The sequence below is a fragment of the Metapseudomonas cellulosilytica genome (assembly GCF_049334135.1).
Classification (GTDB): domain Bacteria; phylum Pseudomonadota; class Gammaproteobacteria; order Pseudomonadales; family Pseudomonadaceae; genus Metapseudomonas.
The window spans coordinates 278,630-300,193 of sequence record NZ_JBHZGN010000003.1; the positions used below are offsets into that span (position 1 = coordinate 278,630).

19 protein-coding genes and 1 pseudogene are annotated in these 21,564 nt (G+C 65.4%); 10 read left to right on the forward strand and 10 right to left on the reverse strand.

Annotation, left to right across the window (positions count from 1 at the left end; all coding sequences use genetic code 11):
* Positions 1-294: 294 nt before the first annotated feature.
* From ACFW0H_RS05520 to ACFW0H_RS05535, 4 genes and pseudogenes are all read right to left on the reverse strand, one after another.
* Positions 295-894, reverse strand: a pseudogene (locus ACFW0H_RS05520) (c-type cytochrome); the annotation flags it as partial.
* A gap of 10 nt (positions 895-904) precedes the next feature.
* Complete coding sequence (locus ACFW0H_RS05525; protein WP_422912893.1) at positions 905-1,789, reverse strand: copper resistance protein B; 885 nt, start codon at positions 1,787-1,789, stop codon at positions 905-907.
* Entirely contained in the window at positions 1,779-2,051 is a 273-nt protein-coding gene (locus ACFW0H_RS05530; RefSeq protein WP_422912894.1) for a hypothetical protein, read from the reverse strand. The genes ACFW0H_RS05525 and ACFW0H_RS05530 overlap by 11 nt, the downstream gene beginning before the upstream one ends.
* Before the next feature lie 11 nt (positions 2,052-2,062).
* Positions 2,063-3,919, reverse strand: a complete 1,857-nt coding sequence (locus ACFW0H_RS05535) for a copper resistance system multicopper oxidase (RefSeq protein WP_422912895.1) — start codon at positions 3,917-3,919, stop codon at positions 2,063-2,065.
* Positions 3,920-4,138: 219 nt separating this feature from the next.
* Here ACFW0H_RS05535 and ACFW0H_RS05540 point away from each other — a divergent pair, with 219 nt between their 5' ends.
* Both ACFW0H_RS05540 and ACFW0H_RS05545 read left to right on the forward strand, forming a co-directional pair.
* Complete coding sequence (locus ACFW0H_RS05540; RefSeq protein WP_422912896.1) at positions 4,139-5,635, forward strand: DUF3300 domain-containing protein; 1,497 nt, start codon at positions 4,139-4,141, stop codon at positions 5,633-5,635.
* Between the two features lie 13 nt (positions 5,636-5,648).
* Positions 5,649-6,545, forward strand: coding sequence for a DUF2950 domain-containing protein (locus tag ACFW0H_RS05545; RefSeq protein ID WP_422912897.1), 897 nt, complete (start codon positions 5,649-5,651; stop codon positions 6,543-6,545).
* Between the two features lie 111 nt (positions 6,546-6,656).
* Here the strand turns inward: ACFW0H_RS05545 and ACFW0H_RS05550 are convergent, their stop codons facing one another.
* Positions 6,657-7,313 carry a hypothetical protein gene (locus ACFW0H_RS05550; RefSeq protein ID WP_422912898.1) on the reverse strand — a complete coding sequence of 219 codons (657 nt, stop codon included), beginning with the start codon at positions 7,311-7,313 and terminating at the stop codon, positions 6,657-6,659.
* 737 nt (positions 7,314-8,050) lie between these two features.
* Here ACFW0H_RS05550 and ACFW0H_RS05555 point away from each other — a divergent pair.
* Positions 8,051-9,178, forward strand: a complete 1,128-nt coding sequence (locus tag ACFW0H_RS05555) for a hypothetical protein (RefSeq protein ID WP_422912899.1) — start codon at positions 8,051-8,053, stop codon at positions 9,176-9,178.
* A gap of 144 nt (positions 9,179-9,322) precedes the next feature.
* Here ACFW0H_RS05555 and ACFW0H_RS05560 read toward each other — a convergent pair whose 3' ends face one another.
* Positions 9,323-9,604: a hypothetical protein gene (locus ACFW0H_RS05560; RefSeq protein WP_422912900.1), complete on the reverse strand. Its 282-nt coding sequence runs from the start codon at positions 9,602-9,604 to the stop codon at positions 9,323-9,325.
* 563 nt (positions 9,605-10,167) lie between these two features.
* Between ACFW0H_RS05560 and ACFW0H_RS05565 the strand changes: the two genes are divergently transcribed.
* Entirely contained in the window at positions 10,168-10,539 is a 372-nt protein-coding gene (locus ACFW0H_RS05565; protein WP_422912901.1) for a hypothetical protein, read from the forward strand.
* Between the two features lie 120 nt (positions 10,540-10,659).
* Here the strand turns inward: ACFW0H_RS05565 and ACFW0H_RS05570 are convergent, their stop codons facing one another.
* Both ACFW0H_RS05570 and ACFW0H_RS05575 read right to left on the reverse strand, forming a co-directional pair.
* Positions 10,660-10,941, reverse strand: a complete 282-nt coding sequence (locus tag ACFW0H_RS05570; RefSeq protein ID WP_422912902.1) for a peptidylprolyl isomerase — start codon at positions 10,939-10,941, stop codon at positions 10,660-10,662.
* 308 nt (positions 10,942-11,249) lie between these two features.
* Positions 11,250-12,131, reverse strand: coding sequence for a LysR substrate-binding domain-containing protein (locus ACFW0H_RS05575; RefSeq protein WP_422912903.1), 882 nt, complete (start codon positions 12,129-12,131; stop codon positions 11,250-11,252).
* Between the two features lie 189 nt (positions 12,132-12,320).
* On the opposite strand from ACFW0H_RS05575, the gene ACFW0H_RS05580 reads away from it, so the two are divergent.
* The 6 genes from ACFW0H_RS05580 (at position 12,321) to ACFW0H_RS05605 (ending at position 18,970) form a co-directional block, all read left to right on the forward strand.
* Positions 12,321-13,784 (forward strand): aldehyde dehydrogenase family protein, encoded by a 1,464-nt coding sequence (locus tag ACFW0H_RS05580; protein WP_422912904.1) that lies wholly within the window; start codon positions 12,321-12,323, stop codon positions 13,782-13,784.
* A 315-nt stretch (positions 13,785-14,099) separates the two neighbouring features.
* Entirely contained in the window at positions 14,100-15,203 is a 1,104-nt protein-coding gene (locus ACFW0H_RS05585; RefSeq protein WP_422912905.1) for an ABC transporter substrate-binding protein, read from the forward strand.
* 83 nt (positions 15,204-15,286) lie between these two features.
* Positions 15,287-16,195 carry an ABC transporter permease gene (locus tag ACFW0H_RS05590; protein WP_422912906.1) on the forward strand — a complete coding sequence of 303 codons (909 nt, stop codon included), beginning with the start codon at positions 15,287-15,289 and terminating at the stop codon, positions 16,193-16,195.
* Entirely contained in the window at positions 16,192-17,037 is an 846-nt protein-coding gene (locus ACFW0H_RS05595) for an ABC transporter permease (RefSeq protein WP_422912907.1), read from the forward strand. Before ACFW0H_RS05590 ends, ACFW0H_RS05595 begins: the two co-directional genes overlap by 4 nt.
* A gap of 13 nt (positions 17,038-17,050) precedes the next feature.
* Entirely contained in the window at positions 17,051-18,106 is a 1,056-nt protein-coding gene (locus ACFW0H_RS05600; RefSeq protein WP_422912908.1) for an ABC transporter ATP-binding protein, read from the forward strand.
* A gap of 81 nt (positions 18,107-18,187) precedes the next feature.
* Positions 18,188-18,970: an SDR family oxidoreductase gene (locus ACFW0H_RS05605; protein WP_422912909.1), complete on the forward strand. Its 783-nt coding sequence runs from the start codon at positions 18,188-18,190 to the stop codon at positions 18,968-18,970.
* Positions 18,971-19,010: 40 nt separating this feature from the next.
* On the opposite strand, the gene ACFW0H_RS05610 is transcribed toward ACFW0H_RS05605, so the two are convergent.
* Positions 19,011-20,624 (reverse strand): FMN-binding glutamate synthase family protein, encoded by a 1,614-nt coding sequence (locus ACFW0H_RS05610; RefSeq protein ID WP_422912910.1) that lies wholly within the window; start codon positions 20,622-20,624, stop codon positions 19,011-19,013.
* A gap of 236 nt (positions 20,625-20,860) precedes the next feature.
* Positions 20,861-21,562, reverse strand: a complete 702-nt coding sequence (locus ACFW0H_RS05615; protein ID WP_422912911.1) for an ABC transporter ATP-binding protein — start codon at positions 21,560-21,562, stop codon at positions 20,861-20,863.
* Positions 21,563-21,564 lie beyond the last annotated feature (2 nt).

The following is a 21,564-nucleotide window of genomic DNA, read 5'->3' on the forward strand; positions in this document are numbered from 1 at the left end:
CAGCGAGGCCCAACGTAGCGATGGTGGGTAATACAGCGTTGGGCTTCGTACCTCAGCCCAACCTTCGGAATCAAGGCCCGCCGGTTCGAGGCATACCGTTCCGACTAGGCACGGACTAGCTCCCCTCTCCCTCCGGGAGAGGGGGCTGCCCGTGCCGAGTTGGACGCTGGGGTGGGTCCTTAGCCATCTTCCTCTGCGCTCGCCTCCAGCGGGATCGAGGCTTACTGGTTGTTGCTCTCCTGCAGGCGCGAATCACAGGGGCTGGAGGAAGGGGAGCGTGGGCCGGCACTAATGCCCATGCCCCTCCCCATGCCCATGCCCCTCGTCTTCCGCCATCTCCTCGCCATGCCCATGGGGAGCGCTTTCCCCACCGCCATGCTGGTGCCCCTCACTGCTGGCCACCAGCTGGCGATAGCCGGTCTCGTCCAGTTCCGGCAGCTGTTGGAGAAAGGCCACCAGTCCCCAGATGTGCTGGTCTTCCATGCTCTTGCCCCAGGCCGCCATCCCGGTGGCCTTGATGCCGTGCTTGATCACCCAGAAGGCCGCCGCCGGGTCGCCGTCCACACCTTGCCGGGCGAGGTTCGGCGGGGCGGGGTAGAGCGCCTGGCTGAGTTCGCTGGCCTCCAGCCCCGGGGCCAAGTGACAGCCCACGCACATGGCGTCGTAGTTGCCGGCGCCGGTGCGGATCAGCTCGGCATCGTCCAGCGGCGGCACCTGGATATCCCGTGAGCGCACTTCGATGGAGCGGTCGCGGGCGGCGGTAAGAAACGCATGCACCAGGGAAAAGTGCGGGTCGTCGGCGGCGACGTTGACCGCACCGCTGTAGACCACGCCGCCCACGCCGGCGGCGGCCACCAGGCCGGCGAGGGCCAGGGTCTTTATTGTTCTTTTCATGTTGGGGGTCTCAGAACCAGAAGCGGATACCGGCGACGAAGCGGGCTTCGTCGTTGTCCTCACCTTCCTCGCGGGCGAAGTCGGCGGTGTTGCCGTAATTGCGGTTCCAGGTGACGCCTATGTAAGGCGCGAACTCGCGGACGATCTCGTAGCGCAGGCGCAGGCCCACCTCGGTGTTGCCCAGCCCTGAACCCACCCCGCGCTCGTGGTCGTTGCGGCCGTAGAGGTTCACTTCCGCCGTGGGCTGCAGGATCAGTCGGTTGGTCAGCAGGATGTCGTAGTCGCCTTCCAGGCGCAGGGCGCTCTGGCCGTTCTCGCCGAGAAAGGCGGTGGCCTCGGTCTCCAGGCCGTACAAGGGCATGCCCTGCACGCCAAAGGCCGCCCAGGTCTGCGGCGTGCCGGGTTTGAAGTCCTGGCGCACGCCGCCCACCACTTCCCACCAGGGGCTGATGGCGCGGCCATAGAGCGCCTGCACTTCGGCTTTCTCGGTCCTGCCGTTGGCGCGTTCGCCTTCCGAGCGGAACCAGAAACGGTTGACGTCGCCGCCGATCCAGCCCGAAGCATCCCAATTCAGCACGCTGGCGTCGTCGGCGTCCTGGTACTCCAGCTTGTCCATCAGGAACAGGCTGTTGATGCCGCCGGTGTGCATGTGGTGAGGCGGCAGCTGCGGGAAGGCGGCGGCGCGGTCGGCCTCGGTCGGCGCCGGGATGGGGGTGCGGCTGCCGTAGCCGGGTGGCTGGGCCTGTTCGTTTTCGTCATGAACCATCTGGCCATGGTTCATCTGGCTGTGATCCATGGAGCCATGATCCATGGTTTCCGCCGCCCTTGTGCCTCCTGCCGCGGCAAGGGCCACGGCCAGCGCGAGCAGGGCAGGGCGCTTGAGACTACTGGTCATCTTTGCGATCCGTCCTGGGCTTGCCGTCGTGGCCCTGTTGCATGGCGCTGTGGTCCATCTTGCTGTGGTCCATGCCCTGCATCTTGCTGTGGTCCATGTTCTGCATCTGGCTGTGATCCATCTGCCCGTCCTTCATCTGGCCATGGTTCATCGGTTGCGCGTCGGCGGCCTTGGCCTTCTGGTCGTCACCGGCCCAGGCGGCGGGCGCCAGCAGGGCAAAGGCCAGGGCGGCGGCGGTGAGGGTCTGCATGCTTTTGCTCATCGGTTTCTCCTTCATTCGTCCACACGGACTTCGCGGAACATGCCCATTTCCATGTGGAAGAGCAGGTGACAGTGGTAGGCCCAGCGGCCCAGGACATCGGCCGTGACGCGATAGCTGCGTTTCGAGCCGGGCGGTATATCGATGGTGTGCTTGCGCACCAGGAAGTTGCCCGCCTCGTCTTCCAGGTCGCTCCACATGCCGTGGAGGTGGATGGGGTGGGTCATCATGGTGTCGTTGACCAGGGTGATGCGCAGGCGCTCGCCGTACTTCAGAAGCAGCGGTTCCGCATCGGCGAAAGGGATGCCGTTGAAGGACCAGGAGAAGCGTTCCATGTGCCCCGTGAGGTGCAACTCGATGGTACGGCCCGGCTCGCGGCCGTCCGGGTCGGGGAAGGTGCTGCGCAGGTCGGAGTAGGTGAGCACGCGGCGGCCGTTGTCACGCAGGCCGATGCCCGGATCGTCCAGCTTGGGCGCCGTGGTCATGGCCTGCATGTCCACCAGCGGGTTGCCGGTTTCCGACGCGGGGTGGGCCTGCATCTGGCCACCCATGCCGGCCATCTTGGAGTGGTCCATGCTCGCCATCTGCGAGTGGTCCATGCCGGCCATGTTGGAATGGTCCATGCCGGCCATCTGCGAGTGGTCCATGCCTGCCATGCTGGAGTGGTCCATGCCGGCCATCTTCGAATGATCCATTCCCGCCATGCCGGAGTGATCCATTCCCGCCATGTCGCCATGCCCCATGGAACCGTGGTCCATGCCCATGTCGGCCATGTTGATCAGCGGGCGCGGGTCGGGCTCCGGCACCGGCGCGCTGAGCCCCTCGCGCAGGGCCAAGGTGCCGCGGGCGAAGCCGGAGCGGTCCATGGACTGGGCGAACAGGGTGTAGGCCTCGGCGCCTGCCGGCTCCACCAGCACGTCATAGGTTTCGGCCACGGCGATGCGGAACTCGTCCACGCTCACCGGCTCCACCGGCTGGCCGTCGGCGGCGATCACGGTCATCTTCAGGCCGGGGATGCGCACGTCGAAATAGGTCATGGCCGAGCCGTTGATGAAGCGCAGGCGGATCTTCTCGCCCGGCTGGAACAGCCCGGTCCAGTTGCCATCCGGCGCCTGGCCGTTGAGCAGGTAGGTGTAGGTGGCGCCGCTGACGTCCGCGAGGTCCGTCGGGCTCATCTTCATTTCCGCCCACATCTTGCGGTCGGCCATGGCGGCGCCCCAGCCCTGCTCGCCGACGTCGTTGATGAAGTCGCCGACGGTGCGCCTGTGCTGGTTGTAGTAGTCAGATTGCTTCTTCAGCTTGGCCAGTACGCGGGCGGGGTCTTCGTCAGTCCAGTCGCTCAGCATCACCACGTAGTCGCGCTGGTACTGATAAGGCTCCGGCTCCTTCGGGTCGATCACGATGGGGCCGTACACACCCACCTGCTCCTGGAAGCCGGAATGGCTGTGGTACCAGTAGGTGCCGTGCTGCTTCACCTGGAAGCGGTATTCGTACATGCCGTCCGGCGCGATGCCGGCGAAGCTGAAGCCCGGTACGCCGTCCATGTTGGCCGGCAGGATCATGCCGTGCCAGTGGATGGAGGTGTCCTCGTCCAGGCGGTTGCGCACCCGCAGGGTCACGGTGTCGCCCTCGCGCCAGCGCAGCAGCGGGCCGGGCAGGGTGCCATTGATGGTCTTGGCGATGCGCGCCTTGCCAGTGAGGTTCACCGGCGTCTTGCCGATGAACAGGTCGAATTCGGTGCCGCTGAGCACCGTTGGCTGGCCCGGGCTGGTCACCGCCCAGACGGGCGTCTTCCACAGCCCCAGGCCCCCGAGAATGCCGCCGGCGGCCAGGCCTTTGACAAAGGTCCGCCGCGAGGTTTTGCATTGCATGCCGTTTCAATCCAGTCAGTCGAATGAGGCGCCGCGCAACCTGCTGCTGCGCGGCTCAGGCGCAAAATTGCCATAACGGGAAACGGCGGGTGATTACATTTCTGTCAGTTTGGAGCGGCTCGGTCCCGCCCGCTGGTCTATCGTTTCTCAACGGCAGTGGTAGGGCGCGCGCCTTTGCCGGGTTAAGGGACAACCCAACTCCTCTGCGGGAGATGCACCATGCCAGTCCGCAACAGAATCAGCGCGGTGATGCTCGCCCTGCTGACCAGCAGCCCGCTTTTCGCCGCCACGGATGCCGGCATTTCCGCCGGCGAAGGCGACGCTGCGCCCAGTGCCGGCGTTTCCGCCGCGCCCGAGGCCGCCCCAGCAGCCGCCCCCGCAGCCGCGCCGGCGGCTCAACCCGCCGCCAGCCAGGCGGTGTTCAGGACCGAAGAGCTCGACCAGATGATGGCGCCCATCGCCCTCTACCCGGACTCGCTGCTGGCCCAGGTCCTGATGGCCGCGACCTACCCGGGCAATGTGGCCGATGCCGTCGCCTGGTCCAAGGCCCACCCGGATGTCCAGGGTGACGCCGCCGTGAAGCAGGTGGCCAACGAACCCTGGGACCCCAGCGTTCAATCCCTGGTGGCCTTCCCGCAGGTGCTCGCCACCCTCGGCCAGGACCCGGCCTGGGTGCAGCGCGTGGGGGATGCCTTCCTCGCCCAGCCCAATGACGTGATGGATTCCGTTCAGCGGCTGAGGCGCCAGGCCCAGGCCGCCGGCAACCTGCAATCCAACGAGCAGCAGAAAGTGACCGTCCAGCAGGCCGCGCCGGTTGCGCCCAGCTCCACCACCACCGTGGTGCAGCCGGCCTCCCAGACCATCGTCATCGAGCCCGCCGACCCGCAGGTGGTCTACGTGCCCAGCTACAACCCCACGGTGGTCTACGGCAGCTGGTCGTACCCGTCCTACCCGCCGCCCTATTACCCGCCGCCGCCCAGCTACGGCTACCCCGTCGCCACCGCCCTGGCGACTGGCCTGGCCTTCGGCGTTGGCGTGGGCATCGTCAACTCCCTCTGGGGCGACTGCGACTGGGGCGGCGGCGACGTCGATATCGACGTCAACAAGTACAACAACATCAACACCAACCGGCAGATCGACCGCAGCCAGAACAAATTCGTCCACAACCCGGTCAATCGCGACGGCGTGCCCTACCGTGACAACCGCAACCGCCAGCAGAACGGCCTGCGCATGTCCGGCGGCGAACAGCGCCAGGCCCTGCGTGGCTATGATTCCCAGCGTACCGCCGAGCGCCAGCGTGCCAGTCAGAGCCTGCAGCAGCGCGGTATCCAGGCGCCCGCCACCAGCAACCAGCAAGCCCGCGAAAGGGCCCAGACCGCCTCACGCGATCTGCGCAATGACCCGCAGCGCCAGCGGGCCGAAAGTGCCGTGCAGCAGCGCCAGCGCACCGATGCGAGCCGCCAGCAACAACGCCCGCGCGCGCAGAACAACCAGCAAGTAAGGCAACAGGCCCGCCAGCAGCAATCCGCCAGCCGGCAGGGCCCGCGGAACAATGCATTCGACGGTGCGCGCCAGCCGTCCCAGGCGCGCGCGGCCACGAATCGGGGTACGGCCAGCCGGGCCTCTGCCTCGCGGCCGCAAAAGGCTTCTGCCGGTCGGCAGGTGCAACGCCCAGCCCAATCACCGTCCCGTGGCGGTGGTGGCCGTCGGCGCTGAAAGGAGACAGCACATGAACCGCGCAATCCGCATCTTCGCCCTGCTGTCGCTGGCCACCTGCGCCCTGGGCGCCGGTGCGCAGGACCACTTCAAGAACCCGCAAGCCGCCGCGGATGCCTTCGTCGCCGCGCTCGGCACCGAAAAGGCCGATGCCGCACGCCTGGCCGCGTTGCTGGGGCCCAAATGGCAGGACTACATCCCTACCAAGGGCATCGCACGCAAGGATGTCGACGCCTTCCTCGCCTACTACAAGGAAAAACACGAAATCCAGAGCGCCGTTCAGGGCCGCGCCCACATCGTGGTCGGCAATGACCCCTGGACGCTGCCCATCCCCCTGGTGCAGAGCAAGGAAGGCTGGCATTTCGATGCCCGGGCCGGCGGCGAGGAAATCCGCCTGCGGCGCATCGGCCGCAACGAACTGGCCGCCATCCAGGCCACCGAGGCTTACCACGACGCGCAGATGGACTACGCCGAAGTCGACCGCAATGGCGACGGCGTGCTCGAGTACGCGCAGAAATTCATCAGCACCGATGGCCAGCATGATGGCCTCTACTGGGCCGACGAAGACGGCACGCAAGAGAGCCCTCTCGGCCCGCTGTTCGGTGGCCAGACCAAGGGTGACGACTGGCACGGCTATCACTTCCGCATCCTCACCGCCCAGGGCCCTTCGGCGCCCGGTGGCGCCTACAACTACATGCTCGGCAAGGCCATGAGCCGTGGCTTCGCCCTCGTCGCCTGGCCGGCACAATACGGCGACAGCGGTGTGATGAGCTTCATGATCAGCCACGAAGGGCAGATCTTTCAGAAAGACCTCGGCCCCAACGGCGAAAAGCTCGCCAAGACCATGACCCGCTTCGACCCCGACAGCAGTTGGGATGAAATCCAGACCGACGATTCGCCGGGCTCGTAGGCACCCATCCCATCAACGGGCAATCGACAGGGCTTCAACGAAAAAGCCGCAGGGTGCCATTAGGCACCCTGCGGCTCTTGGATAAGGTCGGGCTTCCGTGCCCGCCCACGCTTACCAGGAGGCGAGCGCAGGATTCATGCGGGCGGGAGCCTTGGCTTCAGCCCGGTTGGCGGCCCACTTGACCAGCAGGCTCATCGCGGCGAAGCCGACGACGATCAGCACCGGGTAGGCGACCATGATTTCGCCCAGGGAGTACTTCCAGCTCAGCGGACGGGCGATACCCAGCATCGCGCCGTAGAACCAGGACACTCCGGAAACGACGCCCGAGAACAGCGCGATGGAGCGGGCATTGATATCAAGCTTGAGCAGGCTGCCGGCCTTGTCCATCGCCGGCATCACCACGCTGTGCAGCACCCAGCCGTTGAGGGTCAGGAGCGCCACGACCAGAATCTTGGCCTGCAGCTTGGGGTTGAGGAAGTACATCGCGCCCTTGACCGAGTAGTCCAGCGCCAGGATGCCGATACCGGTCACCCAGAGTGCAGCCAGCGCCATCAGCACGGTCTTCTTCAGCATATGCAGATGTTCCTTGTCGGCAGCGGTCGAATCGGTGCCTTGGAACAGTTGCTTGATCATGGCGATATCGCTGGTCAGGACCAGGCCGATGGCCACGCAGCAAGCGATAAGGTGAGCGTACACAACACCCATGCGGGTCAGTTCCATCGTTGCCGGCTGCTGAAGCAGGGACGCAACAAGGTGAAAAAGCTCCATGGTTTACCTCTTTTCTAACGATTTAAGCGGCTGTACTGATGCAACAGCGGCATTGGACAAATGGTTTCGGACGTTCGCCATCTGCTGCGAACGCAAAGGCCGGTCGGGAGATGCGGCACGTGTGTCACGGGCCTGCATTCGCCAGTTGCCTTTTTTCGAAACGAGCAATCCCCTGCACATGAACTTGTGCATGCGGAGTCGTTCCGAGGGGGGAGACAGATGCGGGTCGCGTCGACGATGCAAATGCCAGGGCGCTTCCTGATCGCCGGGGCATAGTAATCGCAACTTGCGGATTTTGATCAAAAAATGATCAAAAGTCCGACGAGCGGCAGTGCATCCGGTGGCCAGGATAGCCCTGCGCAAAGTACGGGATCCCCTTTAAATCGGTGGTTTGCGGAATGCCTGGCGGCCTTTCCGGCACCCCAAAAAACTCGACAATCGAGAGCAGGTAAAACCGCCATTCAATGGCTGGTTTGCCATCATGCCTGGCGCCATTGCATCCGCAGGCGCGCCCGCATCCGAGTTTCCGATGTCCATGCAGCTCGCCTTCCGATGGCTTTCGGTTGGTCAGCAGCCCCATTGACTGCCGATTGGTAATCCCTGCCTGACAAGAGGTCCAGCCCTGACTGGGGACACCGATCGGCGGCATCTAAAGTGATGGGTAATCGCGTTGTGCCAGTAGGGTTGTGGCGGCGCGTGCACCTGAGCGGGCAGTCAGCCGAGGAAGGGAAACAGCCATGATGAAGGCGCTCCTCCATGCGTTCTGTTCCTGGGCTGTCGGCGCATTGCTGGCGGGGTCCGCACACGCGACGCCTTGGCCGTTCCTGGTGTTCGATGAAAACTTCCATGTACAGGAGGGCAGCGAGATACAGATTGAAAACATGCCCAGGACCACGAACCAGCAAGGCTTCGGCAATTGCTTCGCCCATTCTGCGGCCATGATCTTCAATTTTTACGCCTGCCGGTCCCTGGGCATCGATTGCCCAAGTGCGCCAATGGACCAGCTGGCATCGTCCCTGGATATGACCCGTTTCGGTTCCATGCCCGAGGGTGAGCCGAACTATCTGTCGTCATACAGCAGAATCGATGAGGGCGGCTCAGGAGCGCTGGCCTTGCATATTTCGACTGTCCTCGTCGGCACGGTTGCCAGCGAAGCCTGCTTCCCCTCGCAGACCCTGTACAAGGACATGGTGGCTACCGACCAGACGCTTACCCGGGATCAACTGCTCGTGCAGCGGAACAATCTCGAACGCCTGAAAGCGTTCTACGAGGTCTATCAGGGTATCGTTCCGCCTTGTGCCGACTGCGCCCTGGAAGGTGCCGATCCGGTTCTGGAATTCAGCCAGTTGAGCAACGCGCGGCCCAGCGCGGAGCAACTGTACCGAGCACTTGGCGAGGCTTCGTTCGGAGCCTTCCTGGAGCGAGCCATTGCTCCCGAGGCCTGCAATGAAACCGAAGGCAGGGCCCATTTCGAGTTCAAGGACTCCATGGTTTTCAAGTTCTACCCGAGGGTAGAGAAGCAGCAGAACTATGCGTCGGTCATGGCTGCCATAAAGATGTCCATCCGGGCGAACAATCCGGTGCTGCTTCAGAATGTCTGTGTCAAGGAAGAGGGTGAGACTTGCTGGAAGGGCGATGAGAATGGCCACTCCGTGGTCATCTACGGTTATCGCCGCATGTGTGCCGACGATGAAATCGAGTGTTACGACGCCGTGCGGATAAAGAACAGCTGGGGTGAGCAGTGGCAGCGGGAACACGATGACGGCTGGGTCGCTGCCGGGGAGTTGCTGGATTCGACGGGGTACCGCAAAGGAATCCTGAGTTGGCTCGAGTTCGCAGCGAAGGGGCAACGAGCATCTCGATAATCCATTGCTCACCCGCCGGCACATTCTCTGTGGGGGCGAATTCATTCGCGAAGGGCTGCCTGGCAGCCCCGTAGGGTGCGCCGTGCGCACCGGCAATCCCGCGCGGACGTTTCGGTGCGCACAGCGCACCCTACCTGGTTCCCTTCAGGCCAGGCCGCCCGGACCTTGCGATTCCATCGCCCGCTCATGGGCCGCCTCGTAGAGCGTGCGGGCGTCGGCCAGCAACAGGCCAATCGCGAATGCGAGCCGCGCCGCCTCCCGCCGTACCAGGTCCGAACTCTCGTTCTGCTCGATCATCTGCACCAGGTCCAGCACGGCATGCATGCGCTGCTGCGCGGTTTCGAAGAGATGATCCGCGCAGGCACGGGGGTTGAAGAACATCACGTCGTCGTAGGGTTGGGAGGGCAGGGGCTTGAACTCAAACATGGCGCACCTCCGGCGTGGAGACGATGGGGATGGCGCGGCGGTGCGCGTGGGTAAAAGGCGGTAAGGGCATGTTCCGTTGCTCCCGTCGTATCCAGAAGAGCCGCCACCGGCCGTTTCGACTCGGCAGAAGGTGGCGGGCCGCACGGGGGTCGAAATACCGGTTACGAAGGAACCCGGCCAGGCCAAGGCCTGCCCCGCACGGCCCGCCATAGACGGACAAAAGCGACAGGCTGAATACAGCGCCTGTGCGTGGTGTCTATGGGGTTACCGCGCCTTCGTAGAGATCACTCCGGGTTTCGACTCCCGGTCACGGGATTGACCGTGACGGGCCGGACTCTAGCCAGGGCGCTTGTAGGCGCTCAAGGCTAAAGATTCGTAGGAAATTTCTCTGTAGGCGTACGGGATTGGAGTGCAGAAACATCTGTAGGAAATAGACCTCACCGTACGTCGCCACAGCCCCGAATGCCGACATAAGGCTGCGCCAGGACCGGGGTGAAACGGGTCAAAAACTATACTGAGACTGCGGGGGTGAAACCTGGGGGGACCATGCAGGAGGGCTCGCCATGCGTATCCTCAAGCTGTTCATACTCCTCCTGGCCTGCGCTACCAGCGGGCAGGTCCTCGCCCAGCAACCCTGGTCCAGCACCGGGAGCTCCAGCCAGGCCCTGCTCGCCTGGAACGGCGGTGGTCACGGCGGCTGGCACCACCACAACCACTTCTCCGGTCACCGTCACGGCTTCTACAGGCCCTATTACCGTCCCTACAGCTACTACCCCATTCACCCGCGCGTGATCATCGCGCCCAGTTACTACGGCGGCTACGTCGTCGGTCCGCAACCCTACTACTACCCGCGCTATGGCAGCCCGCGGGTGGTGATTCAGTACTACGACCCGCGGCTGGGGATTTTCGTGGGAACGGATCTCGGCGGGTATTGAGTCGCTTGCAGGGGGGGATCCGGAACGTAGGCGCTGACGTCGATCAGCCCTTCAATCCGCAACGCGAGAGCAAGCGGGAAGGAAGCAGGCGCCGCCGGACGGCGGCGCCGTGGGGGATTGTCATTCCTGGCGGCTGGTGACTTCCAGCAGGTGGTAGCCGAACTGGGTTTTCACCGGGCCCTGCACGACGTTCAGCGGGGCGCTGAAGACGACGGTGTCGAATTCCTTGACCATCTGGCCGCGGCCGAAGGAGCCGAGGTTGCCGCCGTCGCGGCTGGAGGGGCAGGTGGAATGCTGCTTGGCGATTTCGGCGAAGTCGGCACCGGCTTCGATGGCGGCTTTCAGTTCATTGCACTTGGCTTCGGTGGCAACCAGGATGTGGCGGGCAGTGGCACGGGCCATGGTGGGGTACTCCTTTCAATTGAGGTTGCAGAGCCTAGCGGAATCGGTGGGCGATTCAAGGTGGTTTGTCGGGGGAGCCGTGTTGGTGGACGTGTTGGCCGGTCCTGCGGACCGGTTGGCGAATGAATTCGCCCCTACAGCAGCCGCGGCCTGGATCGTTTAGCCCACGCTGACCTCCGATGGTGGGCTGAAGCCCACCCTACGGGCCTCTGCGCCACATCCCAACACTTAACGCAGACATAGCCTATGAATTCGCCCCTACAGCAGCTGCGGCCTGGATCGTAGGGTGCGCTGTGCGCACCCGCTTCTCAGGTTGGGTGGGCCTGGGCCATCAGCCAGTCCACCAGCTCGCGCAGTTGCGGGCTGGGCACGGGGCGCTCCGGGTAGACCAGGAAATAGGCGCCGCCGGTGGGCACCTTGAGGTCGAAGGGGGCCACCAGGCGGCCGGTGGCGAGGTCTTCGCCGATCAGTGCCCAGTCGCCCAGTGCCACGCCATTGCCCTGGGCGGCGACGGAAAGGGCGAGGTCGAGGGTGTCGAAGTGGTGCCCGCTGCCAAGCTTGCCGAGGGTGACGCCGGCGGCCAGGAGCCAGGTTTTCCAGTCCTGTTCGTCGCGGGTGGGGTGCAGCAGGGTGTGCCGGGCCAGGTCGGCGGCGCCGGTCAGCGGCACGGGTCCGGCCATCAGTTGCTGGGAGCAGACGGGGGTGAGCTGTTCGTCGAACAGGTGGTGGGCGACCTGGGCGCTGCCGGGCTGGGTACCGTAGATCACCGCGGCGTCGAATTCTTCGCGGCGAAAATCCACGCCGTATTGCACGGTGGTGGTGAGTTCCACCGGCACGTCCGGGCGTTCGGCCTGCCACTGCATCAGCCGCGGCAGGAGCCAGCGCATCACGCAGGTGGGGGCCTTGAGTTGCAGCGCTTCGCGCTTGGCGCCGACCTGCTCGACGGCTTCATCGATCAGGGTGAAGACGTGCTGGATGCGCGGCAGCAGCTCGCGGCCCTGGGCGGTGAGGCTGAGGCCCCGCGCCTGGCGCTGGAACAACGGGTAACCCAGGTGGCTTTCCAGCCCGGCGATCTGCCGGCTCACGGCGCCCTGGGTGAGGTGCAGCAACTCGGCGGCGCGGGTGAAGTTGCAGCATTGGGCGGTGACCAGGAAGGTGTGCAGCGCGGGCAGGGGCGGGAGGCGTTTCATCAAGGCAGCCATGACGTGAGGACATGGCAAGTATGACGAATTTTGCCTTGTCATGGCCGCCACCCGGCGGGTCCAATTGCGCAACTTACCTGCCCCGGCTCTTGCTGCAGCACGCATCCAGCGGCAAGGCGCCCACTGTCATCCGCGCCGATTGCAGGTTCGGCAGCCCAGAATCGACGGAATCACGCAATGCAGAACACGCTCCCGACCTACACCGAAACCCTCGCAGGCGTTTACATCGGCGGCCAGTGGCTGGCCGGCGGCGCCCCCCTGGCGGTGATCAACCCGGCCACCGAGGCCCAACTGGCGACTGTCGGCAGCGGCGATGCCGCCAGTGTCGACCAGGCCGTGCAGGCCGCCAGCGTTGCCTTCCCGGCCTGGGCGGGCAGCAGCGGTGCCGAACGTGGCGCCTGCCTGCGGCGTATTGCCGAGGGTGTGCGCCAGCGCCGCGAGACGCTGATCCAGCTGCAGTCGGCCAACAACGGCAAGCCGCTGTTCGAGGCGGCCATCGATGTCGACGACGTGATCGGCACCTTCGAGTACTACGCGGGTCTGGCCGAGGGCCTGGATGCCCAGCAGGACCGCCCGGTGGAGCTGCCCAGCGAGGACTTCGCCGCGCGCCTGCGCCGCGAGCCCTGCGGCGTGGTGGGGCTGATCGTGCCCTGGAACTTCCCCATGGTGACCACCGCCTGGAAACTCGCTCCGGCCCTGGCCGCCGGCTGCGCCGTGGTGCTCAAACCTTCCGAGGTGACGCCGCTGCCGGAGCTGGAACTGGCCCGCATCATCCACGACAGCGGCCTGCCTGCCGGCGTGTTCAACCTGGTGTGCGGCACCGGTCTGGCGGTAGGCGCGCCGCTGTCGTCCCACCCGAAGGTGGCCAAGGTGTCCTTTACCGGCAGCAACGCCGTGGGCGTGCAGGTGATGCAGCGCGCGGCGGAAACCGTGAAGGGCGTCAGCCTGGAGCTGGGCGGCAAATCGTCGCTGCTGGTGCTGGAGGATGCCGACCTGGAACTGGCCGTGGAGCTGGCCTGCGGCGGTGCCTTCTTCAACGCCGGGCAGATGTGCTCCGCCACCAGCCGCGTGCTGGTGGCAGCGCCGCTGGCGGCGGATTTCCTGGCGCGGGTGCAGGCCCGTGCCGAGGCCATCCGCGTGGGTGACCCCTTCGCCGAAGGCGTGGAAATGGGCGCCCTGGTGAACCAGGCGCAGTACCAGCGGGTGCGCGCCCATATCGACCGTGGCCTGGCCCAGGGCGCGCGCCTGGTGTGCGGTGGCGAGCGTCCGGCGGATCTGGAGCGGGGCTATTTCCTCCAGCCGACGGTGTTCACCGACGTACCGAAGGACAGCGCCCTGTGGAACGAGGAAATCTTCGGACCGGTGCTCTGTGTGCGCAGCTTCGCCAGCGAGGCAGAGGCCATCGAACTGGCCAACGACTGCGAGTTCGGCCTGGTGGCCAGCGTGGTCAGCCGCAATGCCGAAGCTGCCGAGCGCGTTGCCAATGCCCTGCAGGCCGGCATGGTGTGGATCAACTCACCGCAGGTGATCTTCCCGCAGACTTCCTGGGGTGGTTACAAGCAGAGCAGCATCGGCCGCGAACTCGGCCCCTGGGGGCTCTCCGCCTTCCAGGAGATCAAGCATGTGGTAAGGGCGGTCTGACGGCGCCGGCTTCCATTGTGGGGGGGAATCCACTGTAGGGGCGATTTCAATCGCCAAGCAGGCCGCAGGCCTGCCCGACGGAGTATCGGGGGCCGCTGCGCATCCCTTCGCGAATGAATTCGCCCCTACAAAGAACAGCATCACACCCCACAAAGCCGCCTTCGGGCGGCTTTGTCATGCCTGGGTTCAAGCCATGCGCTGAAGACATGGCTCCAATGACGAATTTTCGATTGTTGCTCGCCCCGGTGCGCCGCAGGATGACCGCGCCGGGCACTTCGCTGCCGCAGCTCCATACAAGAACAAGAGGAGTCCTCAATGGGCGATCATGATCTGAGCAGAAGAAACTTCATCAAGACGGTAGGCGTCGCTTCGGTGGCGGCCGCCACCCTGTCGATGCCCTTCATCCGGGCCAGCGCCAGCGATACTCGCTTCCAGGGCAAGACCCTGCGCCTGCTGACCTGGTCGGATGACACCGGGCTGGCGGCGCTGCGCAATATCGCGGCCACCTTCGAGGCCAAGACCGGCGCCAAGGTGATCGCCGACCGCACTGGCAGCACCTCGGAAATGGTCGCCAAGCTGAAAGCCGGCGGCGACCGCCCGCAGTACGACATCATCACCCTCGCCGGGGTGGGCGCCGAAGGCCTGGCCAGCGCCGGCCTGCTGGAAAAGCCCGACCTCAACCGCATTCCCAACCTCAAGGACGTGCCCGCCCAGTACCAGACCGGCGCCAACGGCCACGGCATCGGCTACCTCTTGTGGTGCAACAGCCTGGTCTACAACACGCGCACCGTGAAGGATGTGCCGGACAGCTACGCCGCGCTCTGGGATCCGGCCTACGAAGGCCGCCTGTTCCTGCCGCCGCCCAACTGGACCGAGGCCATGGACCTGATCATCATCGCCGCCAAGCTGGCCGGTGGTGACATTCACAACATCGAGCCGGGCTTCAAGAAGCTGGAAGAGCTGAAGGACCGCGTGATGACCCTGGGGGAAAACCCCAACCAGATCGCCGAGCTGTTCCGCACCAATTCCCTGGACATGGGCGGTCTCTACGCCCCGGCCTTCTTCCCCAAGCAGATCCGCGACCCCGCCTACAGCCTGGGCGCCACCTTCGGCATGAAGGAAGGCTTCTACACCGACCTGATGCTCTCGGTGATGCCCAAGCACCGCCCGGGCGACACCGACCTGGCCTACGCTTTCCTCGACCATTCGCTGGACCCGCTGGTGCAGGGCAAGATGGCCGAGGACATCTTCAACGGTCCGGTCAACGCCAAGGCGATCATCTCCGCCGAGGCGCGCAAGAGCCCCTTCATCCTCACGCCGGAGCAGATCGCGGAGAAGGCGATCATGCACGACAACGCCTTCCTCGCCACGGTCCACGACCAGTGGATTCGCCGCTACACGGAAATCTTCTCTTCCTGATGCAGCCACGGCGCCTGCCGTGATTCGCGCCGGGCGGCTGGCCGCCCGGCGCGTGGTTTCCCTGTTCTGACGAGACGAGCGATATGGAACACATTGATCTGACCCAAGCGGTCGGCGCGGCGCCCCCACGCCCGGCGAAAGCGGTTTCGCCCACAGCGCGGGCCTGGCTCTTCCTCACCCCGTCGATGCTTTTCCTCGCCGTGCTGGTGGCCGCCAGCCTGCTGGTGCTGCGCATGAGCATCGGCGAGAAGGGCGCCGAGTGGAGCGGCTTCAGCCTGGCCAGCTACGCCCAGCTGGCCGAGCCGTACTACCTGAAATCCCTGCTGCTGACCTTGCGCCTGGCCTTCTTCAGCGCGCTGATCGCGGTGGCCCTGGCGATTCCGGTGGGCTACTGCATGTCTCGCCTGCAGTCGCCCTTCCTGCGCCGGGTATTCCTGGCGGCCGTGCTGCTGCCGCTGCTGGTCAACCTGCTGCTGCAGAGCTACGGCTGGCTGGTGATCCTCGGGCCGGCCGGCATGCTCAACCAGGCCCTGATGGGGCTGGGGCTGATCGACCGGCCGATGATGCTGCTCTACAACCAGACCGGCGTGCTGATGGGGCTGGTGCAGACGGCCTTCCCCCTGGCCGTGCTGCCGATCGCCAGCGCCATGCGCGGCGTGGCCCGTACCTATGAAGAGGCGGCCGCCACCCTGGGCGCCAGCCGCTTGCAGGTGTTCCGCCAGGTGGTGCTGCCGATGAGCCTGCCGGGTATCTTCACCGGCGCCACCCTGGTGTTCGCCTACAACGCCAGCAGTTTTGTGGTTCCGCTGCTGCTCGGGGGACGGCGCGTGCCGATGCTGGCGGTGATGGTGCACGACCAGATCGCCCCGCTGATGAACTGGCCCGCGGCCTCCGCCGCCGGCGTGGTGCTGATCGTCACCACGCTGGCGATCATGGCCTTCTCCGAATACGTCACCGGCCGCCGTCGCCGCATGCTGGAGGCTTCGCAATGAGCAATCCCTTCCGTTCCCACGCGGCGCTGCCGGGGGAGACCGGCCGCTTCGCGATGATCCTCTCGGGGGTGATCCTGCTGCTGGCGGTGCTGCCGATCCTGACGATGATCGTGATGTCCTTCAGCGGTGCGTCGAACCTCGATTTCCCGCCGTCGAGCTTCAGCCTGCAGTGGTACGAGGCGGCCTGGCGCACCTTCGTCTCGCCGGACGCCAGCGATGTGCTGAGCCTGGGCCAGGCGCTGACCACCAGCCTGCTGGTGTCCTGCCTGACCATGGTGCTGGCCACTCTGGTGGCAGTGCCGGCCTCCTACGCGCTGACCCGGTGCGAGTTCCGCGGCAAGGCGGTGGCGCTGCAACTGATGTCGCTGCCGCTGGTGTTCCCCATGGTGGTGCTGGGCCTGGCGCTGCTGCTGGTGTTCGACAGCCTGCCGTTCCACATGGATACCTCGCGGCTGGTGATCGCCCATGTGATCCTCGCGCTGCCCTTCGTGGTGAAGAACTGCACGGCGGCCATGGTGTCCATCGGCACCGAGGTGGAGGAGGCCGCGCAGATGCTCGGTGCAGCGCCGACGAGAGCGATCCTGGATGTGGTGGTGCCGCTGATGCGCTCGGGCATCCTGGCCGGAATGCTGCTGGCCTTCATCGTCTCGTTCAACGAGTTCACCGTGACCTACTTCCTCTACAACATCGATGTGATGACCGTGCCGATCTGGATGTACAGCCGCACCGTGTCGTCCCTCGACCCCACCGTATTTTCCTTTGCCGTGCTGATCGTGCTGATCGACTTCGCCCTGATCTGGGCGCTGGAGAAGCTGGTGGGCGATGGCGGCGTGTCCTTCTGATTCGAGGTGAAGCATGTCTGGACTGATTCTGCAAAAAGTCGAAAAACGCTACGGCTCCATCTGCGCCGTGACCGACGTCAACCTGCACCTGCCCGAGGGCAAACTGGTCTGCTTCCTTGGCCCGTCGGGCTGCGGCAAGACCACCCTGCTGCGGATGATCGCCGGCCTGGAGAGCCTGAGCTCCGGGCAGATCCTCCTGGATGGCAAGAACATCAGCTACACCCCGGCGCACCAGCGCAACTTCGGCATGGTGTTCCAGTCGCTGGCGCTGTTCCCGCACATGACGGTGGGCGAGAACATCGCCTACCCGTTGCGCCTGCGTAACGTGGGCAAGGCCGAGCAGCAGGCGCGGGTGGCTGAGTTGCTGCAGATGATTCAGCTGCAGGAGATGGTCGATCGGCCGGTGTCGCGGCTTTCCGGCGGGCAGCGCCAGCGCGTGGCCATCGCCCGCGCCATCGCCTCGCACCCCAAGCTGCTGTTGCTGGACGAGCCGCTGTCGGCGCTGGACGCCAAGCTGCGCGAATCGATGCAGATCGAGATTCGCCAGCTGCAGCAACGCCTGAACATCACCACCATCATGGTCACCCATGACCAGCGCGAGGCCATGACCATGGCCGACATAGTGGTAGTGCTGGGCGAGCACCGCGTGCAGCAGGTGGGCACGCCGATCGAGATCTACCGCAATCCGGCCAACGAGTTCGTCGCCGATTTCATCGGCACCGGCAATATCTTCCCGGCCACCGCCCTGGGCAGCGGCCGTGTCGGCCTGCCTGGCGGCGCGTCATTCCAGGCGCCGATCTGTTCCAGCATCCAGGCCGGCGCGCCGATCAAGCTGCTGGTGCGCCCGGAGGACCTGCAGCTGTCCGCGCCCCAGGCCGGCGGCGCCAACAGCGTGCCGGGCACGGTGACCTTCGTGCGGGATATCGGCGCCACCATCGAGACCACGGTGGAGTGCTCCGGCGTTTCCCTCACCGCGCTGACAACGCCTTGCCAGGACATCGGCCTGGCCATCGGCAACCCGGTGTCGGTGACTATTCCGGAGCATGCCTGCCGGGTGCTCTCGGCGTGATGGGGGAGGGGCGATTGCGCATTGGCCTTCGCCCCCGCCGGGTGCACACTGGCGGGTGAACCGGGAAATGGAGTACTGATCATGGACCTTCAACTTGAAAACCGCAGCGCCCTGGTGTGCGGCGGCAGCTCGGGGTTGGGCTTCGGCGTGGCCGAGGCGCTGGCCAGGGAGGGCGTGCGGGTCTGCCTGCTGGCGCGCAACCTGTCGAAGCTGGACCTGGCGGTGGAGCGCATTCGCCGCGAGGGCGGCGAGGCCCAGGCGGTGGCGGTGGACCTGAGCGACCTGGGCGCGGTGGACATGGCCATCGAGCAGGTGGTCGCGGCCATCGGTGCGCCGGACATTCTGGTCGCGAACAACGGTGGACCGCCGCCGATCAACGCCGTGGACTTCGACCCGCAGCTCTGGCACCGCCAGCTGGATGCCATGCTGCTGAGCAGCATGGCGCTGGTGAACGCCTTCCTGCCCGGCATGCGCCAGCGACGCTTCGGCCGCATCCTGATGATTTCCTCCACCAGCGTGGTGGAACCGATTCCCGGCCTGGTGCTGTCCAGTGCACTGCGGGCCGCGCTGGCCAACTGGGCCAAGACCCTCTCGGCCGAAGTGGCGGCCGATGGGGTGACGGTGAATACCCTGATGCCTGGCTCGTTCTGGACCGAGCGCACCGAGACCCTGACGCTGCGCGCCGCCGAACGCAGCGGCATGCCGGTGGCGAGCCTGATGGCCAAGGAACAGGCGGCGATTCCGGTGGGCCGCTACGGCGCGACGGAGGAGTTCGGCGCGGTGGCGGCTTTCCTGGCGAGCCCCTTGGCCAGCTATGTCACCGGGGCGCTGATTCCGGTGGATGGTGGGGTGCTAAAGGGGTGAGCTTTTTTCGCGATTGGGCCGCGAAGCGGCCCCAAAGGGTTCACCACGCACACGAAGGCTCGAAACTGTCCGCCCGCGCCATCGCCCACATGCGTTCGTAGAAGTCCGCCTCGATCTTTTCCTTGAGCAGGTCCCCCGGTTTGAGGAAGACATGAATCTGGGAAAAGAGGCGGATTTCCTTGTCCGAAACACGTCGCACCACATGGCGCGGTTCAAGCTGGTTGGGGTGCTCGAGGCCGGCGGCGGCGAGCATTTCCGCAAGCGCCTTGAGGGTATTGCGGTGGAACATCTGCACCCGCTGGGCCTTGTCCGGCACCACCAGGGCGCGCTGGCGCAGCTTGTCCTGGGTGGCGACACCGGTTGGGCAGCGGTTGGTGTGGCAGGACTGGGACTGGATGCAGCCGATGGCGAACATGAAACCGCGCGCCGAGTTGGCCCAGTCGGCGCCGATGGCCAGCACGCTGGCGATGTCGAAGGCGCTGATGATCTTGCCGCTGGCGCCGAGCTTGATCTTGTCCCGCAGGTTCAGGCCCACCAGCGTGTTGTGCACGAACAGCAGGCCCTCGCGCAGGGGCACGCCGATATGGTCGGTGAACTCCAGGGGCGCCGCGCCGGTGCCGCCTTCCTTGCCGTCGACCACGATGAAATCGGGGAGGATGCCGGTTTCCAGCATGGCCTTGGCGATGCCCATGAACTCCCAAGGGTGGCCCAGGCAGAATTTGAAACCCACCGGCTTGCCGCCGGACAGCTCCCGCAGCCTGGCGATGAACTGCATCATCTCGATGGGGGTGGAGAAGGCGCTGTGGCGGGAAGGGGAGATGCAGTCCTCGCCCATTGGCACGCCACGGGTCAGGGAGATTTCCTCGGTGACCTTGTGCTTGGGCAGGATGCCGCCGTGACCCGGCTTGGCACCCTGGCTCAGCTTGATCTCGATCATCCGCACCTGGGGATGCTGCGCTTGCGCGGCGAAGCGCTCCGGGTCGAACTGGCCGTCGCTGGTGCGGCAGCCGAAGTAGCCGCTGCCCAGTTCCCAGACCAGGTCGCCACCATTTTCGCGGTGGTAGGGGCTGATGCTGCCTTCGCCGGTGTCGTGATAGAAGTTGCCGAGCTTGGCGCCCCGGTTCAGCGCGCGGATGGCGTTGGCGCTGAGGGAGCCGAAGCTCATGGCCGAGATGTTGAACACCGAGGCCGAGTAGGGCTGGGTGCACTGCGGGCCACCCACCACCACACGGAAGCTGGACGGATCGCTGAGCGGTGCCGGGCGCATGGAGTGGCCGATGAATTCGTAGCCGGAGCGGTAGACGTCGATCAGGGTACCGAAGGGCTTGTCGCCGCCTTCATTCTTGGCCCGCGCGTAGACCAGCGAGCGCTGGGCCCTTGAGAAAGGCAGCCGGTCGTCGTCGGCTTCCAGCAGGTACTGGCGGATTTCCGGGCGGATGCCTTCCACCAGGTAGCGGATGTTGCCAAGGATCGGGTAGTTGCGCCGCACTGCGTGGGGCTCCTGCAGCAGGTCGAAGAGACCGAGCAGGCTCAGCGCTCCGGTGAGCAGGGTGAAGGGCCAGACCCAGTCGTGGTCGGTGAAGGGCAGGCTGAAGAGGGTGAACAGCACACAGAAGGCGAAGAAGGCGTAGCGGCTCAGCAGTGAAAGGCTCATGCGGACTCCTTGTTTGCAGGTACCGGCATAGGGTAGTGCGAATGAGCGGGAATTGCCTTGCGAAGGCTCAAGATAGGGCTGTAGGAGCTGGCCCAGTTCGAGCGACGGTTACGTAGGATGGCGTGGAGCGAAGCGATACCCATCAGCGGATGGTCGATGGGTATCGCAAGCTCCACCCATCCTACGAAAGCCAAGAAAACGGCCCGCGAGGGGCCGTTTTCGGTGGAGCGGGGCACTTAGCCGCCGAGGTAGGCGTCGCGCACCTTGGGGTCGTTGAGCAGGTCGTCGCCGCTGCCCTGCATGACGATGTGCCCGTTCTCCAGCACATAGCCACGGTCGGCCAGCTTGAGCGCCTGGTTGGCGTTCTGTTCCACCAGGAAGATGGTCACGCCGTCACGGCGCAGCTGTTCGATGATGTCGAAGATCTGCTGGATGATGATGGGCGCGAGACCGAGGGACGGTTCGTCGAGCAGCAGCAGCTTGGGCTTGCTCATCAGCGCGCGGCCGATGGCAAGCATCTGCTGTTCGCCGCCGGACATGGTGCCGGCGCGCTGCTCGAAGCGCTCCTTCAGGCGCGGGAACAGGTGCAGCACCTTGTCCATCTGCTCCTGGTAGTCGCCCTTGTCGGTGAAGAAGCCGCCCATGGCCAGGTTCTCTTCGACGGTCAGGCGGGCGAACACGCGGCGGCCTTCCGGCACGACGGCGATGCTCTTGCGCATGATGTCGTAGGACTCCTTGCCCACCAGTTCCTCGCCCTCATAGCGGATGCTGCCGCTGTGCGCCCGCGGCGAGCCGCAGAGGGTCATCAGCAGGGTGGACTTGCCGGCGCCGTTGGCGCCGATGAGGGTGACGATTTCGCCTTTCTTCACATCCATGCTGACGCCGTGCAGCGCCTGGATCTTGCCGTAGAAGGTGGAAACCTTGTCGAACGTAAGCATGG

Coding starts and splice junctions, on each gene's coding strand:
- ACFW0H_RS05615 (WP_422912911.1), bottom strand. CDS start 21,562: ATGCTTACGTTCGACAAGGTTTCCACCTTCTACGGCAAGATCCAGGCG.
- ACFW0H_RS05565 (WP_422912901.1), top strand. CDS start 10,168: ATGCGTATCCTCAAGCTGTTCATACTCCTCCTGGCCTGCGCTACCAGC.
- ACFW0H_RS05545 (WP_422912897.1), top strand. CDS start 5,649: ATGAACCGCGCAATCCGCATCTTCGCCCTGCTGTCGCTGGCCACCTGC.
- ACFW0H_RS05605 (WP_422912909.1), top strand. CDS start 18,188: ATGGACCTTCAACTTGAAAACCGCAGCGCCCTGGTGTGCGGCGGCAGC.
- ACFW0H_RS05555 (WP_422912899.1), top strand. CDS start 8,051: ATGATGAAGGCGCTCCTCCATGCGTTCTGTTCCTGGGCTGTCGGCGCA.
- ACFW0H_RS05580 (WP_422912904.1), top strand. CDS start 12,321: ATGCAGAACACGCTCCCGACCTACACCGAAACCCTCGCAGGCGTTTAC.
- ACFW0H_RS05600 (WP_422912908.1), top strand. CDS start 17,051: ATGTCTGGACTGATTCTGCAAAAAGTCGAAAAACGCTACGGCTCCATC.
- ACFW0H_RS05570 (WP_422912902.1), bottom strand. CDS start 10,941: ATGGCCCGTGCCACTGCCCGCCACATCCTGGTTGCCACCGAAGCCAAG.
- ACFW0H_RS05595 (WP_422912907.1), top strand. CDS start 16,192: ATGAGCAATCCCTTCCGTTCCCACGCGGCGCTGCCGGGGGAGACCGGC.
- ACFW0H_RS05550 (WP_422912898.1), bottom strand. CDS start 7,313: ATGGAGCTTTTTCACCTTGTTGCGTCCCTGCTTCAGCAGCCGGCAACG.
- ACFW0H_RS05540 (WP_422912896.1), top strand. CDS start 4,139: ATGCCAGTCCGCAACAGAATCAGCGCGGTGATGCTCGCCCTGCTGACC.
- ACFW0H_RS05530 (WP_422912894.1), bottom strand. CDS start 2,051: ATGAGCAAAAGCATGCAGACCCTCACCGCCGCCGCCCTGGCCTTTGCC.
- ACFW0H_RS05590 (WP_422912906.1), top strand. CDS start 15,287: ATGGAACACATTGATCTGACCCAAGCGGTCGGCGCGGCGCCCCCACGC.
- ACFW0H_RS05610 (WP_422912910.1), bottom strand. CDS start 20,624: ATGAGCCTTTCACTGCTGAGCCGCTACGCCTTCTTCGCCTTCTGTGTG.
- ACFW0H_RS05560 (WP_422912900.1), bottom strand. CDS start 9,604: ATGTTTGAGTTCAAGCCCCTGCCCTCCCAACCCTACGACGACGTGATG.
- ACFW0H_RS05535 (WP_422912895.1), bottom strand. CDS start 3,919: ATGCAATGCAAAACCTCGCGGCGGACCTTTGTCAAAGGCCTGGCCGCC.
- ACFW0H_RS05525 (WP_422912893.1), bottom strand. CDS start 1,789: ATGACCAGTAGTCTCAAGCGCCCTGCCCTGCTCGCGCTGGCCGTGGCC.
- ACFW0H_RS05575 (WP_422912903.1), bottom strand. CDS start 12,131: ATGAAACGCCTCCCGCCCCTGCCCGCGCTGCACACCTTCCTGGTCACC.
- ACFW0H_RS05585 (WP_422912905.1), top strand. CDS start 14,100: ATGGGCGATCATGATCTGAGCAGAAGAAACTTCATCAAGACGGTAGGC.